Annotated in this window: 15 protein-coding genes; 4 read left to right on the top strand and 11 right to left on the bottom strand. The window is 71.6% G+C overall.

Annotated features, from left to right (window positions below; translation table 11 throughout):
* From NI26_RS06310 to NI26_RS06290, 5 genes are all read right to left on the bottom strand, one after another.
* Positions 1 to 1,770, bottom strand: coding sequence for a peptidoglycan D,D-transpeptidase FtsI family protein (locus tag NI26_RS06310; protein ID WP_066653741.1), 1,770 nt, complete (start codon positions 1,768 to 1,770; stop codon positions 1 to 3).
* 49 nt (positions 1,771 to 1,819) lie between these two features.
* Positions 1,820 to 2,566, bottom strand: coding sequence for a hypothetical protein (locus NI26_RS06305; protein ID WP_066653739.1), 747 nt, complete (start codon positions 2,564 to 2,566; stop codon positions 1,820 to 1,822).
* 1 nt (position 2,567) lies between these two features.
* Positions 2,568 to 3,524: a 16S rRNA (cytosine(1402)-N(4))-methyltransferase RsmH gene (rsmH, locus tag NI26_RS06300; RefSeq protein ID WP_066653737.1), complete on the bottom strand. Its 957-nt coding sequence runs from the start codon at positions 3,522 to 3,524 to the stop codon at positions 2,568 to 2,570.
* A 108-nt stretch (positions 3,525 to 3,632) separates the two neighbouring features.
* The gene (gene mraZ / locus NI26_RS06295) at positions 3,633 to 4,064 is read right to left on the bottom strand and encodes a division/cell wall cluster transcriptional repressor MraZ (protein ID WP_058729729.1); all 432 of its coding nucleotides are present in this window, start codon (positions 4,062 to 4,064) and stop codon (positions 3,633 to 3,635) included.
* 738 nt (positions 4,065 to 4,802) lie between these two features.
* A complete protein-coding gene (locus NI26_RS06290; RefSeq protein WP_066653735.1) occupies positions 4,803 to 5,204 on the bottom strand; it encodes a DUF3040 domain-containing protein in 402 nt (133 codons plus the stop codon).
* A 125-nt stretch (positions 5,205 to 5,329) separates the two neighbouring features.
* On the opposite strand from NI26_RS06290, the gene NI26_RS06285 reads away from it, so the two are divergent.
* Complete coding sequence (locus tag NI26_RS06285; protein ID WP_066653733.1) at positions 5,330 to 6,448, top strand: polyprenyl synthetase family protein; 1,119 nt, start codon at positions 5,330 to 5,332, stop codon at positions 6,446 to 6,448.
* Positions 6,449 to 6,601: 153 nt separating this feature from the next.
* On the opposite strand, the gene NI26_RS06280 is transcribed toward NI26_RS06285, so the two are convergent.
* The gene (locus NI26_RS06280) at positions 6,602 to 6,967 is read right to left on the bottom strand and encodes an Rv2175c family DNA-binding protein (protein WP_066653732.1); all 366 of its coding nucleotides are present in this window, start codon (positions 6,965 to 6,967) and stop codon (positions 6,602 to 6,604) included.
* Between the two features lie 162 nt (positions 6,968 to 7,129).
* On the opposite strand from NI26_RS06280, the gene NI26_RS06275 reads away from it, so the two are divergent.
* Positions 7,130 to 8,395 (top strand): LysM peptidoglycan-binding domain-containing protein, encoded by a 1,266-nt coding sequence (locus NI26_RS06275; RefSeq protein WP_235426552.1) that lies wholly within the window; start codon positions 7,130 to 7,132, stop codon positions 8,393 to 8,395.
* 112 nt (positions 8,396 to 8,507) lie between these two features.
* Positions 8,508 to 10,550 (top strand): Stk1 family PASTA domain-containing Ser/Thr kinase, encoded by a 2,043-nt coding sequence (pknB, locus tag NI26_RS06270; RefSeq protein ID WP_066658035.1) that lies wholly within the window; start codon positions 8,508 to 8,510, stop codon positions 10,548 to 10,550.
* 250 nt (positions 10,551 to 10,800) lie between these two features.
* Here the strand turns inward: pknB and NI26_RS06260 are convergent, their stop codons facing one another.
* The 3 genes from NI26_RS06260 to NI26_RS06250 form a co-directional block, all read right to left on the bottom strand.
* The gene (locus NI26_RS06260; protein ID WP_144411431.1) at positions 10,801 to 12,144 is read right to left on the bottom strand and encodes a class II 3-deoxy-7-phosphoheptulonate synthase; all 1,344 of its coding nucleotides are present in this window, start codon (positions 12,142 to 12,144) and stop codon (positions 10,801 to 10,803) included.
* A 187-nt stretch (positions 12,145 to 12,331) separates the two neighbouring features.
* Positions 12,332 to 13,054 carry a lysophospholipid acyltransferase family protein gene (locus NI26_RS06255; protein ID WP_066653708.1) on the bottom strand — a complete coding sequence of 241 codons (723 nt, stop codon included), beginning with the start codon at positions 13,052 to 13,054 and terminating at the stop codon, positions 12,332 to 12,334.
* 41 nt (positions 13,055 to 13,095) lie between these two features.
* On the bottom strand, positions 13,096 to 14,049 hold the full coding sequence (locus tag NI26_RS06250) for an ROK family glucokinase (RefSeq protein ID WP_066653706.1): 954 nt from the start codon (positions 14,047 to 14,049) through the stop codon (positions 13,096 to 13,098).
* 233 nt (positions 14,050 to 14,282) lie between these two features.
* Between NI26_RS06250 and NI26_RS06245 the strand changes: the two genes are divergently transcribed.
* On the top strand, positions 14,283 to 16,130 hold the full coding sequence (locus tag NI26_RS06245; RefSeq protein ID WP_066653704.1) for an AMP-dependent synthetase/ligase: 1,848 nt from the start codon (positions 14,283 to 14,285) through the stop codon (positions 16,128 to 16,130).
* A 111-nt stretch (positions 16,131 to 16,241) separates the two neighbouring features.
* On the opposite strand, the gene NI26_RS17270 is transcribed toward NI26_RS06245, so the two are convergent.
* A complete protein-coding gene (locus NI26_RS17270) occupies positions 16,242 to 16,367 on the bottom strand; it encodes a hypothetical protein (protein ID WP_268746771.1) in 126 nt (41 codons plus the stop codon).
* 189 nt (positions 16,368 to 16,556) lie between these two features.
* On the bottom strand, positions 16,557 to 17,060 hold the full coding sequence (locus NI26_RS06240; protein WP_066653701.1) for a peptide deformylase: 504 nt from the start codon (positions 17,058 to 17,060) through the stop codon (positions 16,557 to 16,559).

Raw genomic sequence — 17,060 nt, 5'->3', positions numbered from 1 at the left:
TCACCACGTGGACGGGTACAGCTGCGCCTCGGCCGTGGAGGGGGCTACTCGGTACTTCTCGAGCACCTGGGACATGAGAGTGCGGAACGCCGGAGCCGCTCCGCTGGACCACTTGTTGGTCTGCGGCTTCGTGAACGTCACCGTGACAACATACTGGGGGTCCTCGGCGGGTGCCATTCCGGCCACCGAGGTGATGCGCTGGCCGCCGTAGCCCTTCCCGCCCTCGGCGACCTCGGCGGTACCGGTCTTCGCCGCGATGTTGTAGCCGGAGATCGGCTTCATCCCGACGAGCGTGCCGCCCGTGACCACGCTCTGCAGCATCTTGACGGTCTGGTCGGCTGCCGCAGCGGACACGACGCGCGTGCCCTCCACGTCGGGCGCGTCGATCATCTTGCCGTCCGAGGTCTTGCAGCCCTTCACCATGTGGAGCGGGATCCGGACACCCTGGTTGGCGAGGGTCTGGAACACGCTCGCGACCTGGACGGCGGTCGTCGAGATGCCCTGCCCGAACATCGAGTTGATGTTCGTCTGCTGGTCCCAGTCCGGGCTCGCGCCGTACTGCATGCCCGGCTGGCCGGGGTACTGGATCGCCGACTCGGGCTCGAACAGGCCGAACTTCTTCATGTAGTCGTACCGCTGCTGGGTCGACAGCCGCTCGCCGAGCTCGGTGATGCCGACGTTCGAGGAGTTCTGCAGGATGCCGGTCAGCGTCAGGTTCTCGGTCGGGTGGAGCTCGGAGTCCTGGATCTTGCCGCCCCACGGGAAGGACCGCGAGTACGGCACCACCGCTCGGTCGGTCGGGCTCGACTTGCCCTGGTCGATGAGCGCGGCCGCGATCGCCGCCTTGATGGTCGAACCGGGCTCGTAGGTCGAGGTCAGCGCACGCGAGCCGTACGCACCCTTGTCCGTGGTCGCGTCGACGTCGTTCGGGTCCACGGTGGGCCAGTCGGCGACGGCGAGGAGCTCACCGGTCTTGACGTCCACGACGGTCGCGGTCGCGGACTCCGCCTGCAGCGACTGCGCCGCCGACGCGATCGTCTGCTGCGCCATGTACTGCAGGTCGCTGTCGATGGTGGTCTCGAGCGTGCCGCCGTCCTTGGCCTGCTCCGTCGTCCGGGTGCTCCCGGGGAGCTGCACGCCGTCCTCGCCGCGCTCGTACGTCTCCGAGCCGTTCTTGCCCGCGAGGCACTGGTCGTACGAGTACTCGAGGCCGGCCTGGGCGCCGTCGGTGCCCATGAACCCGGTCAGCGCACCGCCGGTGGCACCCATCGGGTAGACGCGGGCGGACTGCTGCTCCTTGTAGACCCACGGGATGCCGAGGGCGACGACCGCCTCGTAGTGCTTCACGTCGAGCCCCTTGACCAGGTAGGCGAAGTCCGACTTCGGGTCGGCGGCGATCGCCTTCTGCATCGCCTGCACGTCACCGCCGGACGCCTTCGCCAACGCCTGCAGGGCGTCGTCCACCGAGACCTTCTTCGTGCGCTCGCCACCGAGCTTGCCGTCGAAGCCCGCGACGAGTCGTGGCGAGGTGACGATGTTGTAGCGGTTGACGCTCTCCGCGAGTTCGGTGCCGTTGCGGTCGACGATGGCACCGCGGTTGCCGTAGATGGTGACCGGGATGCTCCGCTTCGCCTTCGACGCCTCGTTCAGCGCCGCTGCCTGCACCACCTGGATGTCGACCAGTCGGATCACGAAGACCGCCACGAGGGCGATCACGGCGATGATCACCACGCTGTAGCGCAGTCGAGGGTTGCGGATCGTCTTCGTCACGCGGTGCGGTCCTTCCCGGGTGGTGCGGCAGTCTGATCCCGCCCGCAGGTCACCGGGTGGTGGGTGCCTGGAGCGGGTTCGCGTCGGACTCTACGTCGGTGGTCGAGCCGGTCCGTCCCGACTCGCTGGTGCCTGCGCTCTTCTCAGTGTCGGCCGTCGCAGCACCCTGTTGGGCACCGGTCGCCGACGTCCCGCCCGCGCTGGTGTCCGTGCTGCCGCCGGTCGTGCTCGTGGTGCCGTCGGCCGGGGTCGCACCGGTGCCGGCGGCATCGTCGGTCGTGCTCGCCCCGCCGGCGGACGCGTCCGGGCCGGCGGCGAGCGGGACCGGGTCGAGGAGCGCGTTCGGCACCTGGTTGTCGCCGCTCGCGGTCGCCTCGTCGGGGGCCGCCGGGGTCGGCGTGCCGTACACGTGGCCGGTCTTCGGGTCGAGGTACACCGGGGTGGAGTTCGCGATCATCCCCAGCGCCTTCGCGTTGCGCGCCAGGTTCTGCGGCGAGTCGAGCACCCGCAGCTCCTCGGACAGCGACTGCTGCGTCCGGGAGAGCCCCGTCTGCTCGGCGCCGAGCGAGTCCAGCGTGTACGCCCCCTGGCTCAGCACCATGCTGATGCCGAGCTGCGCGAGGAGCAGCACACCGAGCGACACGACGCCGACCACCGCGTAGGCGATCTTCGGCCGTGCCCGGCGCTGCGCCCTCGACGGCGCGACCTCGACGAGCTCGGGTCGCTCCCGGCGCGGTGGGTGCGGGGCACGGGTCGGTGCGCCGACGGGGTCGACGAGTGCGAGGTTCGTGCTCATGTCACTTCCGGATCCGCTCGGCCGCGCGCAGGCGCACGGGGATGGCTCGGGGGTTGGCGGCGCGTTCGGCCTCGTCGGCCAGTTCCGCGCCCTTGACGACGAGGGAGTAGGTGGGAGCGTGCTCCGGCAGCTCGACGGGTAGTCCTGCCGGGGCGCTCGAGGTCGTGCGCTCGACCAGTGCCCGCTTCACGAGGCGGTCCTCGAGCGACTGGTACGACTCGACGACGATCCGGCCGCCGACCGCGATCACGTCGAGCGCGGCGGGGATCGCCCGCTCGAGCACGGCGAGCTCGGCGTTGACCTCGATGCGGAGCGCCTGGAACACGCGCTTGGCCGGGTGCCCCTGCCGCTGCACGGCCACGGGTGTCGCGTCGTGCAGCACCTGGACGAGGTCACCCGACATCTCGAACGGGCGCTCGGTGCGACGCTCGACGATCGCACGGGCGTACCGGCCGGCGAGCTTCTCCTCGCCGTACCGCTGGAAGATCCGGCGCAGCTCGCCCTCGTCGTAGGTCGCGAGGACGTCGGCGGCGGTCTGCCCCTCGGTCCGGTCCATCCGCATGTCGAGCGGGGCGTCCTGGCTGTAGGCGAACCCGCGCTCGGCACGGTCGAGCTGCAGCGAGCTGACGCCGAGGTCGAACAGCACGCCGTCGACCTGACGGAAGCCCTCGCCCTCGACCGCGTCGACGATCCCGTCGTACACGGTGTGGACGAGGCGCACGCGGTCGCCGAAGCGAGCGAGCCGCTCCCCCGCGATGCCGAGGGCGTCGGTGTCCCGGTCGAGCCCGATGAGCGTGAGCTCCGGGAACCGTTCGAGCAGCGCCTCGGAGTGGCCGCCCATGCCGAGGGTCGCGTCGACGACGACCTTGCCCGGGCCGTCGAGGGCCGGGACGAACAGGTCGACGATGCGCTGGAGCATCACCGGCGTGTGCGGGAACTTCGGCTGGTCTTCGGCCATGTGCAGCCCCTGTGACCGTCTGGGCCACGCACCCGGATCCCCATCCATGCGACCTGACACCGGGGAAGGTGTGTCAGGGCACCACGGCTGGGAGTCCCGATCCGCGGATCAGAAGATCCCCGGGATCACCTCCTCGTCGTTGTCGGCGAAGCCCTCTTCGACCTCGGCGTAGTAGGCCTCCCACGCGGGGGTCGACCAGATCTCGGCACGGTCACCGCTGCCGATGACCGTGAGGTCCCGTTCGAGCCCCGCGTACTCACGGAGGTTCTGCGGGATCGTCACGCGGTTCTGCTTGTCCGGGGTCTCCGCGCTCGCTCCGGAGAGGAACAGGCGCATGTAGTCCCGGGTGCGCTTCGACGTCATCGGAGCCGTCCGGATCCGTTCGTGCAGTTGCTCGAACGTGTCCGCACTGAAGACGACGACGCAGCGCTCCTGCCCACGGGTCATCACGAGTCCGCCGGACAGCTCGTCCCGGAACTTGGCGGGGAGGATCACGCGACCCTTCTCGTCGAGCTTCGGGGCATGGGTACCGAGCAGCACGTCGGGGCCTCCCCTCCGCTCCACCGGACCGTCGTGATCCCCACTTTACTCCACTTCGCTCCCCGCGGAACGGTCGGCGCTCCCGAATCTGCCCCGATCCCCCGATCTGGGGTGGTCACCGGAGCTCGTAGCTCGCCTCTCTGCTCGTCACTTCCCCGGAAGCACGCGGGCGTGGAGCGGAGTGGAGGGGGTGGAGGGAAGTGGAGGACATTCGCAGGCTCGGGAGCAGCCGAGGGCGCGCCGGACGGGAGGCTCGGCGCACGACCGCCCCGCGCCTCCCGTCCGATGCGTGCTCACGCCCATCGCGCCCGTGGCGCACGTCGCGCCCCTCGCGAGATCGCGCCCCTCGCGCCGACGCGCCGTCGCGCCCGTCGCGCCGTCGCGCCCGTTCCTTCCCATCACACCCGCGATGGCAGGCGGAATCGGGCATACCTGATGGTTCCGTTCGACCCGGTACGCCCGGCTCCACCAGCTATGCCCGGTTCCACCAGGCACACTCGAGCGCGCCGGCACCCGCGAGCCCGGGACGCCCGGTTCGACCAGGCACGCCCGGATTCGCCAGGGACAGCGGCAGGAGCACGGGGTGCGAGGGCGGGCACGGGTGCCACGGGCGGGTGTCACTGGCGGGCGGACGGCGCGGAGCAGCGGCCACGAGCACGACCCCGACACCGGACACGACGACGGGGCCGGTCCCGAAGGACCGGCCCCGTGGAGGCGTGTGGAGGGCGTGCGGTGCGGCTACTGCTGCCCCGGGTCGTTGCGCTTGTCCCAGCGCTCGTTCATGCGGTCCATGAAGGAGCCACCGGAGGAGGACGGCCGCGACGGCCGACCCGCGGACTGCCCCTTCGCCCGCGGCGCCTTCGCCCCGGACTTCGACATCCGCATCCCTGGGCGCAGCGCGTAGAGCACACCGGCGAGCATCACCACGAAGCCCGGCAGCCCGAGCCACGGCTGCTTCACGACGAGCGCCACGATGACGATGGCGATCCCCACGAGGGCACCGAGCACACCGATCGTGATGGACGTGTAACTCGCGCGTCCCTGGCGGCGCGTGACACGCGCCACGAAGTCGGAGTCGTTCTGGTAGAGGCTCCGCTCCATCTCTTCGAGGAGTCGCTGCTCTTGCTCCGAGAGTGGCATCTCGTTTCCCTCTTGTTCCTGGGGATGCTGTCTGACGACCGCTGGTGTGCCGCGCTGCCGCCGGGTTGTGGCATCGCTGAAGTGGACCGATTCTATGACTCGACCGCTCCACTAGGGTAGGAGTCGTGGCTGAGAGTACGCGATTAGTGGACCTCGTTTCGGCACGGGTCGGACGGGCACTCGACGAGCAGCGTGATCGGCTCCTCGCGATCAGCCCGGACCTCGCGCCGTTCGACCGGTACGCCCGTGACCTGCTGTCCGGCGGCAAGCGCTTCCGAGCGCTGTTCTGCTACTGGGGATGGCAGTCCGTGGCGGGCCGCTCGGGGTCCTTCGACCCCCTCGCCGAGGGCTCCCGCCAGACCACGGCCGAGGCCGTCGTCACGGTGGCCGCCGCGCTCGAGATCTTCCACGCCGCCGCCCTGGTGCACGACGACATCATGGACCGCTCGGACACCCGTCGTGGTCGTCCCGCCGCGCACCGGCGCTTCGAGTCCCTGCACGAGGAGTCCGGCTGGGTCGGCGACCGCTCGCTGTACGGCACGAACTCGGCGCTGCTGCTCGGGGACGTCCTGCTCTCGTTGAGCGACTCCGTCTTCGACGAGGGGCTCGCGCTCCTCGACCCGGCGCGCGCACGCATCGTCCGCCAGGAGTTCCACACGATGCGGCTCGACGTGACCGCGGGGCAGTACCTCGACGTGCACGAGGAGACGGCCTGGCCGACGATCGACGAGACCGAGCACCTGGTGCGGGCACAGCGGGTCATCGTCTTCAAGTCGGCGAAGTACTCGATCGAGGCGCCGCTCGTCATCGGAGCCCTGGTCGCCGGCGCCTCGGAGGCGCAGCTCGAGGGCCTGCGGTCCTTCGGCCTGCCGCTCGGCGTCGCGTACCAGCTCCGCGACGACGTGCTCGGTGTGTTCGGCGACCCCGAGGTCACCGGCAAGCCCGCCGGCGACGACCTCCGCGAGGGCAAGCGCACCGTCCTCATCGCCTCGGCCCGCAAGGCGCTCCCGCCCGGCCCGAGGCAACTGCTCGACGAGCTGCTCGGCGACCCCGACCTCGACGAGGAGCAGGTGCAGATGCTGCGCGCCACGCTCACCGAGTCCGGGGCGGTCGCCGCCGTCGAGCGCTCGATCGACCGGCACGTGCAGCGCGCGAAGGCAGCGCTCGAGGCCGCGCCGTTGACGCCGTCGGCGCGCGACCAGCTGCTGTCGCTGGCCGACACGGTCAGCAGCCGCGTCGCCTAGACGCCGACCACGACGACGGACGGGAGGCCCGTGGCGACACCGCCACGGGCCTCCCGTCCGTCACCAGATCGTCCTCACCGGGGCGGCTCCTGCTGCGCGAGCCAGCCCGCCGGGACGGGTCTCCGGTCCAGGGCGCCGGGTCGGCTCCCGGGCTCAGAGCAGGGACTGTGCGACGCGGCGCACCTCGGCCTTGCGGCCGGCGCGCAGCGCGGCGATCGGCGAGGTGCGGAGTGCGGGCTCCTCGGAGAGCATCCAGCGGACCGCCTCGTCGTCGGAGAACCCGTTGTCACCGAGGACGATCAGCGTGCCGCGCAGCTCCGGCATCGGCTCGGAGCCGTCGAAGAACTCGCTCGGCACCCGCAGCACGCCGCCCACGCGGGCAGCCAGCAGCGTCTTCTGCTCGAACAGGCGGTGGATGCGCCCGGGGCTCACCCCGAGCAGGTCCACGAGGTCGGGCACCGTCAGCCAGCGCTCGGAGAGGGTCGTGTCGTCGGTGGGTCCATCACTCACCCGCCCCATGTTGCCAGAGCACCGGCCTGCGTCGTGCCGTCACGCTGATCACACGAGTCACACGCGCAACACGCGGCTCTCTGGTTGACTTGGGAATCACGCCATGTCAGCGTGGAGCCACCTGTGAGTACCCGCTCCCGCGCACGGCTCACCCAGGACAGGAGACAACCCGTGGACAACGCTGCAGACGACGCCGCCCGGCGCGCTCGATCCGCCCGGTTCGCCACCATGCCCATCGTCCTCGCGGGCACGATCGCCGTGACCGCCGGCCTCACCGGCCCGGTGGCGCACGCCGAGCCCCGGCACGACGACGCCGCGAAGAAGCGGCACGTGGACGAGGACCGGAACGTGGGCCAGCGCCCGGTGTTCGGCACCGCCGTCGCCCGCCCGTCGACCACCACCGTCACCACGGTCGCCGCGGTGTCGAAGGCCCCCACCACCTACACGGTGCGTCAGGGCGACACCGTCTCGGGCATCGCCGCGCGCTTCGGGCTCTCGGCGCAGGAGGTCCTGGTCCGCAACGGCCTCGGCTGGAACACGATCATCCACCCCGGGCAGACGCTGCACCTGTCCTCGACACCCGCCGCCCCCGCAGCAGCACCCGCGACGTCGAGCACGAGCGGCAGCTACCACGTGAAGTCGGGCGACACCGTGTCCGGCATCGCCGCCCGCGTCGGCGTGTCGACCTCGGCGATCCTCGCCGCGAACAACCTCTCGCAGCGCTCGCTGATCTACCCGGGCCAGACCCTGACCATCCCCCGCGCCGGGACGGCACCCGCCGCGAAGCCGGCGCCTGCCGTGAGCACCGCGCCGGCCGCACCTGCCCGGGCGTCGAGCGTGAAGATCGTCGCCGGCGACACCATCGGGGCGATCGCTGCGAAGCACGGGGTGTCGGTGAAGGCCCTCCTCGCGGCGAACGGCCTCAGCTACACGAGCACGATCTACGCAGGGAAGACCCTCGTGCTGCCCGCTGCGACCTCGAAGCCGACGACCACCCCGACCGGTGGTGCCGTGACCACGGCCGTCGGCAGCGTCAACGGCGTCGAGCTGACCGGTGAGCAGCGGCGCAACGCGGCCACCATCGTCAGCGTCGGCCGGACCCTCGGCGTCCCCGACCGCGGCATCGTGATCGCCCTCGCAGCGGCTCTGCAGGAGTCGAGCCTGCGCAACCTGTCGCACGGCGACCGCGACTCCGTCGGCCTGTTCCAGCAGCGTCCGAGCCAGGGCTGGGGCACGGCGGCAGCACTGCAGGACCCGGCCACCGCCGCCGAACTGTTCTTCGTGGGCAACCCCGGCAAGACCCGCGGCCTGCTCGGCGTGCGTGGGTGGTCGTCGATGGCCCTGACCGACGCCGCCCAGGCGGTCCAGGTCTCCGCGTACCCGAACGAGTACGCGAAGTGGGAGCAGACCGCGCGCGCCCTGCTGGCCTCGCTCTGAGGTCCCGCCCGTCTGGTCGGCCGGACAGCCGACTCATCCTCGAGATCGAGATTGGGTCACGGTCGGTGCGTCAGGTCGGACCGTACCGGCAGCCCTTCGTAGAATGCCGCCGATGACCACGAACGCCGCAACGGACCCGATGATCGGTCGCATGATCGACCAGCGGTACCGCGTGCGCTCGCGCATCGCGCGCGGGGGCATGGCGACGGTGTACCTCGCCACCGACGTCCGGCTCGAGCGTCGCGTCGCGATCAAGATCATGCACGGGCACCTGGCCGACGACCAGGCCTTCCGTGAGCGCTTCATCCAGGAGGCCCGCTCGGCGGCCCGGCTCTCCCACCCGAACCTCGTCGGGGTGTACGACCAGGGTGCCGAGGACGACACGGCGTACATCGTCATGGAGTACATCCCGGGCATCACCCTGCGCGACCTGCTGCAGGAGCACCGGGCGCTCACCCCGGAGCAGGCCACCGACATCCTGCGCGCCGTGCTCGCCGGCCTCGCGTCGGCGCACCGGGCCGGCATCGTGCACCGCGACCTCAAGCCCGAGAACGTCCTGCTCGCCGACGACGGGCGCATCAAGCTCGGCGACTTCGGCCTGGCGCGGGCGACCACGGCGAACACGGCCACCGGAGCAGCCCTGCTCGGCACGATCGCGTACCTGTCCCCCGAGCTCGTGACGCGCGGCGCCGCCGACTCGCGCAGCGACATCTACGCACTCGGCATCATGCTCTACGAGATGCTCACCGGCGAGCAGCCCTACAAGGGCGACCAGCCGATGCAGATCGCCTACCAGCACGCCAACGACACGGTCCCGGTGCCGAGCGCCGCGGAGCCGGGCGTCCCGCCGGAGCTCGACGACCTGGTCGCCTGGGCCACCGCCCGCGACCCCGCAGACCGTCCGCGCGACGCCCGCGAGATGCTCGACCACATGTCGGGCAACCAGCAGCGCGCGACCGGCCAGTACCGCACCGCGGTGCTGCGTCCGGAGAACGCCACCGCGATCCTGCCGGCCGGCAGCGCGTCGCCCTCCTCGGCCGATGCGTCCGGACGGTGGGACGGCCCCGAGCAGGACGACGCCACCCGGGTGATCGCCGACACGACGGGCGGTGCGCCCGCTGCTCCGGCCCGCCGCGGTGCGCCCGGCCCCCGACGCACGGGAACCCAGCCCGGGACGCTCTCCCCGGCGGCGCAACGCCTCGCCGACAAGTCCGTCAAGCGTCGGAAGCGCGGGTGGATCCTGCTCGCGGTCGTCGTGGTCCTCGCGATCATCGCCGGCGTCGTCGGCTGGGCCCTCGGTCCGGGACCCTGGGGCAACGTCCGCATCCCCGAGGTCGCCGGGAAGTCCGTGGCACAGGCCCGGCAGCTGCTCCAGGCACAGGGGCTCCAGCCCACCGCCGAGACCGACAGCCGGTACGACGCCGTCGTGGCGAAGGGGCAGGTGTCGACGACCAAGCCGGCGGCCGAACGCGAGGTCCGCAAGGGCACCCCGGTGCGGATCGTCGTGTCGGACGGCCCGCGGATGATCGCCCTGCCCGCGATCGTCGGGCAACCGCTGTCGACCGTGACGGCCGCACTGGACGACGACTTCCAGCTGCAGGACGACCAGTACGAGTTCTCGGCCGACGCTCCGGAGGACACCGTGATCGCGGCGAAGGGCCTGGGCACCGACGGGCAGACGGTCGACCTGTCCTCCGTCGGCGAGTACGCCGAACGCGGGCCGGTCACGCTCACGGTCTCGCTCGGCGCCGTCCCGGACGTCACGGGCAAGACCCTCGACGGCGCGACCGCCGCGCTCGACGCCGTCGGTCTGGTCGTCGGGGCGCAGCAGGAGCGCTACAGCGACGACGTGCCGAAGGGGCAGGTCATCTCGTCCAGCGTCGAGGACTCCCCCGCCGTGCAGGGCTCTGCCGTCGACCTCGTTCTCTCGAAGGGCCCGACGCCGATCACGCTGCCCGACGTCGCCGGCAAGACCATCGACGAGGCGACCTCCACGCTCGAGAACCTCGGCCTCGACGTGAAGGTGCCCGACTGCACGAACGTGCTCTGCCGCTTCTACGACTGGAAGTCGGCGCTCCCGGTCACCGCGACGGACCCGGTCCAGGGTTCCACGGTGTACCGCGGCGACACGATCACGCTCTCCTACGAGCAGTAGCCGCCAGGCGGCCGCTCGGCTGCTCGACCGCTCGCCGGTTCCGGTCGCACGACGTGCCGTCGGCGGTCGCTGCGGTCGCACGACGTGCCGTCCGCGCGGAACGTGAGCGGCAGGTCGTGCGACCGGAACCGGGCAGGACGGGCGAGCGGAGCCGGGCAGGACGGGTGGGCAACGAGCGGACGCACGAGCGGACCGACGGGAGGCGCGGTGCCGGCTGGCACCGCGCCTCCCGTCCGGCGTGCGGTCGCGACTACGGCCGCTGGTAGGGGTGGGCGCTCAGCTCCTCCGCCACCAGGAAGGCGAGCTCGAGCGACTGCATGTGGTTGAGCCGCGGGTCGCACAGCGACTCGTAGCGCGTCGCCAGGGTCGCCTCGTCGATCTGCTCGGAGCCGCCCAGGCACTCGGTGACGTCGTCACCGGTGAGCTCGACGTGCATGCCGCCCGGGTAGGTGCCGACCTGGCGGTGCGCCTCGAAGAAGCCGAGGACCTCGTCCACGACGTCGTCGAAGCGACGGGTCTTGTAGCCCGTCGGGGTCGTCAGGCCGTTGCCGTGCATCGGGTCGGTCACCCAGAGCGGGTTCGCGTCCATGCCCTTGATCGCCTCGAGCAGCTTCGGCAGCTCGTCGCGGATCCTGCCCGCACCCATCCGGGTGATGAACGTCAGACGACCGGGCTCGCGCTCCGGGTCGAGCGTGTCGACCAGGGCCTTCATGTCGTCCACGGTCGTCGTCGGGCCGAGCTTCACACCGATCGGGTTCCGCACGCGGGACAGGAAGTCGACGTGGGCGCCGTCGAGGTCGCGGGTCCGCTCGCCGATCCAGATGAAGTGGCCGGAGGTGTCGTAGGCGAGACCGGAGCGCGAGTCGATGCGGGTCATCGGCCGCTCGTAGTCCATGAGGAGCCCCTCGTGCGAGGCGTAGAACTCGGTGTGCTTCAGCGCTTCGAAGTCGGCTCCGCAGGCGTCCATGAAGCGGATCGCGCGGTCGATCTCCTTCGCGAGGTGCTCGTAGCGGGCGTTCGCCGGGTTCGACGCGAAGCCCTTGTTCCACGAGTGCACCTGCCGCAGGTCGGCGAACCCGCCCTGCGTGAAGGCACGGACCAGGTTCAGCGTCGACGCGGCCGTGTGGTAGCCCTGCACCAGGCGGCGGGGGTCGGCCTGGCGGCTCTCCGGGGTGAAGTCGTAGCCGTTCACGATGTCGCCGCGGTACGCCGGCAGCGTCACGTCGCCGCGCGTCTCGAAGTCGCTCGACCGCGGCTTGGCGAACTGCCCCGCCATGCGTCCCATCTTGATCACCGGTGTCGAGGCACCGTAGGTGAGCACGACGGCCATCTGGAGGATGGTCTTCACGCGGTCACGGATCGAGTCCGCCGTGGCTCCGGCGAAGGTCTCGGCGCAGTCGCCGCCCTGCAGCAGGAACGCCCTGCCCTGCGCCGCTGCGGCGAGCCGGTCACGGAGCTTGTCGACCTCGCCCGCGAAGACGAGCGGCGGCAGCGTCGCGATCTCGGCCGACGCCGCCTCGGCCGCGGCGCGGTCGGGCCAGGTCGGCTGCTGCTTGATCGGCAGGGTGCGCCAGTGGTCGAGACCCTCGATCACGTCCGGATCCTGCAGGGCGACGACGTCGGTCGACTCGATCAAGGCGGTACCTCGGTGTTCTGGGTCGGGCGGGAGCGGGAGGCCTGCGCGCAGGCCGGTCCGGCCGGGGCCGGAGTCCTCAGATCCTACCGTCCGCGCCCGACCCGCCGCTCCCGCGTGACGCGGGGGCGACGACGGCGGTCGCCCGTCAGGCGGTCGGCGTGCGGCGGTCCTTCATGACCTGCTCACGAGCGCTGCTGGCACGCTCCTTGACGCTCGTCGCGTAGACGTCGACGTACTCCTGGCGGCTCAGTCCGGCGAGTTCGTGCATGACCTCGTCGGTGACGCTGCGCAGGATGAACCGGTCGGTCTCGAAGCCCTCGAAGCGCGAGAAGTCGAGCGGCCTGCCGAAGACGACGCCGACGCGCTTGAACTTGGGGAACTTCTGGCCGATCTGCTGCACCTCGCGCGTGCCGACCATCGCGACCGGAACGACGGTCACCCGGCCCTCGAGGATCATCCGGGCGATGCCGGTGCGGCCGCGGTAGAGCTTGCCGTCCGGGCTGCGGGTGCCCTCGGGGTAGATGCCGAGCTGCTCGCCGCGTGCCAGGACCTGGAGCCCGGTGTGGAGCGACGCCTCGGACGCCTTGCCGCCGGAGCGGTCGATGGGCAGCTGCCCGATGGCGTTGAAGAAGGTCTTCGTCGCCCAGCCCTTGAGGCCCCGACCGGTGAAGTAGTCGCTCTTCGCCAGGAAGGAGATCCGCCGGTCGAGCACCGCCGGCAGGATCACCGAGTCGATGAACGAGATGTGGTTCGACGCGAAGATCACCGGGCCCTTCGCGGGCACGTGCTCACGGCCGACGACCCAGGGTCGGAAGAGCGTCAGGATGAGCGGGCCGAGCAGGAAGTTCTTGAGCAGCCAGTAGGTCATCGTCGACTCCAGTTCGGGACGCGCGTACCGTCGGGGTGACCCTACGCCGTGCGGGCGTGGATGCGGGCGAGGTCGGCGGCGCCGACGACGCCGGCGTCGTTCACGAGCTCGGCGATCACGAAGTCGGGCTCCGGGTGGTACCCGCGCGCCGGCAGGTTGTTGAGGTAGGCCTGCTTGATCGGCTCGAGCAGACGGTCGCCGGCGCTCGCGACACCGCCGCCGAAGACGAACAGCTGCGGGTCGAGCACCGCGGACAGCGACGCGCAGGCCTCGCCGAGGTGGCGACCGAGGCGACGGAGCGCGGCGAGGGCGCCCGGGTCGTCGGCCAGGATCAGGTCGCCGACGATCGCGCCGTCGAGCTGCCCGCCGTTCTGCTCGCGCGCGTCGGCGAGTGCCGAACCGATGCCGCCGGCGTCGGCGACGTCGTTCGCCATGCGCTGCAGGGCACGGCCGGAGCCGTACTGCTCGATGCAGCCGCGGGCGCCGCAGCCGCAGGGCAGGCCGTTCGGGACGATCCGCAGGTGACCGATCTCGCCGCCGGTGCCGAAGCCGCCGCGGAAGAGCCGGTCCTCGGTCACGATCGCGCCACCGACACCGGTCCCGATCGTGAGCATCGTCATGTCGGACACGAGGCGACCGGCACCGAAGCGGAACTCCGCCCAGCCGGCGGCGTTCGCGTCGTTGTCGACGGTGATGTGCAGGTCGCCGAGGCGCTCCTGGAGCTTCTGCCGGAGGGGCTCGTTCCGCCAGCGGATGTTCGGCGTGTAGTAGACGATCGACTGCGACGCGTCGATGAAGCCCGGTGCCGCGACACCGACCGCTCCCACGTCGTGGGCGGCTCGCAGACGGGTGACCATCGTCACGACGTCGTCGAGCATGGCGTCCGGGTCCGCCGCGTTGGTGGCGACGCGGTCCTCGGCGAGGATCTCGCCGAGCTCCGAGACGACCGCTCCCGCGATCTTGGTGCCCCCGATGTCGATTCCGATGGCATGCACGAGGGTCGAGCCTACCGTTTCCGCGTGGCGACGCCGAACGCCGGCAACGCGACCGAGGTGGGCGCCGGGCACCGCTTGCCCGCACGGAGCCGGCCGACGACGCCCGACGGCTGACGAGGTGCTGCGAACCGCACCGCGGCCCGTCCGTCCGGTGCCGCTCCGCCCGTATGCTGGCGGTGACGTCTCATCGTCGAGGCGTCCTCGTATCGCACCGGCCGACAAGGGAGTCAACCGTGAACGATCAGCGGCAGCCCGCACCCAACTCCGCACCCGACCACGGCTCCGCCGCCCGACTGCTCTCCGACCGGGCGCGTCGGACGCCCGACCGGCCGATCCTCGCCCAGCGGCACGGCGACACCTGGACGACCGTCAGCGCCGCGGACACCCTCGCGCGCGTCCGCGGGATCGCGAAGGGCTTCGTCGCCGCCGGGCTCGCCCCGGGCGCGCACGTCGCCGTCCTCTCCCGCACCCGCATGGAGTGGACGCTCGTCGACTTCGCCGTCTGGACCGCGGGGCTCGTGTCCGTGCCGGTCTACGAGACGAGCTCCCCCGACCAGGTGCGCTGGATCCTCTCCGACTCGGAGACCGTGGCGATCGTGGTCGAGCAGGAGGAGCACGCCCGCCGGGTGGCGTCGATCGCCCCGGACCTGCCGCACCTCGGACAGCACTGGACGATCGACGGCGGCGGTCTCGACGACCTGGTCCGCCTCGGCGAGACGGTCACCGACGCCGAGCTCGACGCCCGCACGGCGGACGTGCACGGGCACGACGACGCGACGATCATCTACACGTCGGGCACCACCGGACGCCCGAAGGGGTGCGTCCTGCGGCACGACAACTTCACCGGGACGGTCGAGGGCGCCACCGAGGCGATGCCCGAGGTCGTCGCCGACGGGTCCTCCACGCTGCTGTTCATCCCGATGGCCCACGTCTTCGCCCGCTTCATCGCGGTCATGTCGATCTCGACCGGGGTGCTCGTCGGCCACGAGCCGGACACCCGCGACCTCATGCGCGCCGTGTCGACGTTCAAGCCGACCTTCCTGCTGGCGGTGCCCCGCGTCTTCGAGAAGATCTACAACTCGGCCGAGCAGAAGGCCGACCTCGGCGGCAAGGGTCGGATCTTCCGTGCCGCGGCCGACGTCGCGGTCGCCCACTCCGAGGCGGTGGCCGCGGGACGGGTGCCCCTCGGCCTGAAGCTGCGGTTCGCGCTGTTCGACAAGCTGGTCTACGCCAAGCTGCGCGACGCGATCGGTGGACGCGTGCAGTACGCGATCAGCGGCTCCGCTCCGCTCTCCCCCCGCCTGTCGCACTTCTTCCGCTCGATCGGCGTGCACATCCTCGAGGGCTACGGCCTGACCGAGACCACCGCGCCGGCGACCGTGAACCGGGCGCGCGAGCTCCGCATCGGCACGGTCGGTCGAGCACTCCCGGGCGTCGAGGTACGGATCGCCGAGGACGGCGAGATCCTGATCCGCGGCGTCGACGTGTTCGACCGCTACTGGCACAACGACGAGGCGACCGCGAAGGCCTTCAGCGACGGCTGGTTCCGCACGGGCGACCTCGGGCGGCTCGACGCCGACGGGGTGCTCACGGTGACCGGTCGGGCGAAGGAGCTCATCGTCACCGCGAGCGGCAAGAACGTCGCGCCGGCGCCGCTCGAGGACGGCATCCGCGAGCACCCGCTGGTCGGGCAGGTGGTGGTCGTCGGCGAGGGCAAGCCCTTCGTCGCCGCGCTCGTCACGCTCGACCGGGAGATGCTCCCCGGGTGGTGCGAGGCCCGCGGCATCACCCCCGCGCTCACGCCGCGCGAGGCCGCCTACGACGAGCGCGTGCACGTCGCCGTGCAGGAGGCCGTGGACACCGCGAACCAGCGGGTGTCCCGGGCCGAGTCCGTGCGGTCCTTCACCATCGTCGACACCGAGCTGACGGAGGCCTCCGGCCACCTCACCCCGAAGCTGACGATCAAGCGCGCCGTCGTGCTGCGGGACTTCGCCGCGGACGTCGAGCACATCTACTCGGGGTCGAAGGTCCAGACCACGGCCACTCCCGTGGTCGCGTCCCGACGACGGGGCCGCGCGTAGGGACGACGGACGGGAGGCCCGGTGCCGGTCCGACGGACCGACACCGGGCCTCCCGTGTGTCGTCTGCTCGCGGGGCGCGACCCGCCGAGGGGTCGCGGACGCGCTCTCGGATCAGGCCTCCGGGGCCTGCACCTCCGGCGCGTCGAGGACGGCGACCGACGACGTCGTCGGCGCGGGGTCGGGGCGGCGGTTGGTGCGGGTGCGGTGCGAGCTGAGCTCGTCGTTCTGAACGGTCATGCTGGGTGTCCTGAGGGTGTGGGAGCCGTGTCGGTGGGAAGCCGACGCGGACACGGTACCTCGCGACCGGGACGTTCGGACAATCCCGCGAAGGGGTGTCACGCCCTGGTCGCCGGAAGCGGCCCGTCCGCGTGCGCCGCCGGTCGCGGGAACGGCCGGGGCGCCGTCGCCCGCGTGCTCGGGACGCGGTCAGTGGAACCAGGACTGGGCGCGGACGTCACGCAGCGCGGCGCGACGGACCTCCGGGGCGAGGGTCATCACGTAGACGGTGCCGTCGAGGTGGTCGACCTCGTGCTGCAGCGCCTCCGCCATCAGCCCGGTGCCCTCGAGGACGACCTCGGCGCCGTCGACGTCGACGCCGCGGACCCTGGCCCACGGGTGGCGTGGGGTCGGGTAGGAGAGCCCGGGGACGGACAGGCAGCCCTCGTCCATGAGCTCGACCTCGCCGCGCACCTCGACGACCTCGGGGTTGAGCACGTACCCGACCTCGCCGTCGACGTTGTACGAGAACGCGCGCAGGCCGACACCGATCTGCGGAGCGGCCACGCCGGCACGACCGGGCTCGCGCACGGTGTCCAGGAGGTCCTGCACGAGGTCGCGCACGCCCGGCGAACCGAGGGCGTCCGGTGCGATCGGGTCCGCGGGGGAACGGAGGACGGGGTCGCCGAACAGGCGGATGGGACGGACGGTCAC

Source organism: Curtobacterium sp. MR_MD2014 (assembly GCF_000772085.1).
Classification (GTDB): domain Bacteria; phylum Actinomycetota; class Actinomycetes; order Actinomycetales; family Microbacteriaceae; genus Curtobacterium.
The sequence above is the reverse complement of the archived record's forward strand: the minus strand, read 5'-3'. Positions and strand labels throughout refer to the sequence as shown.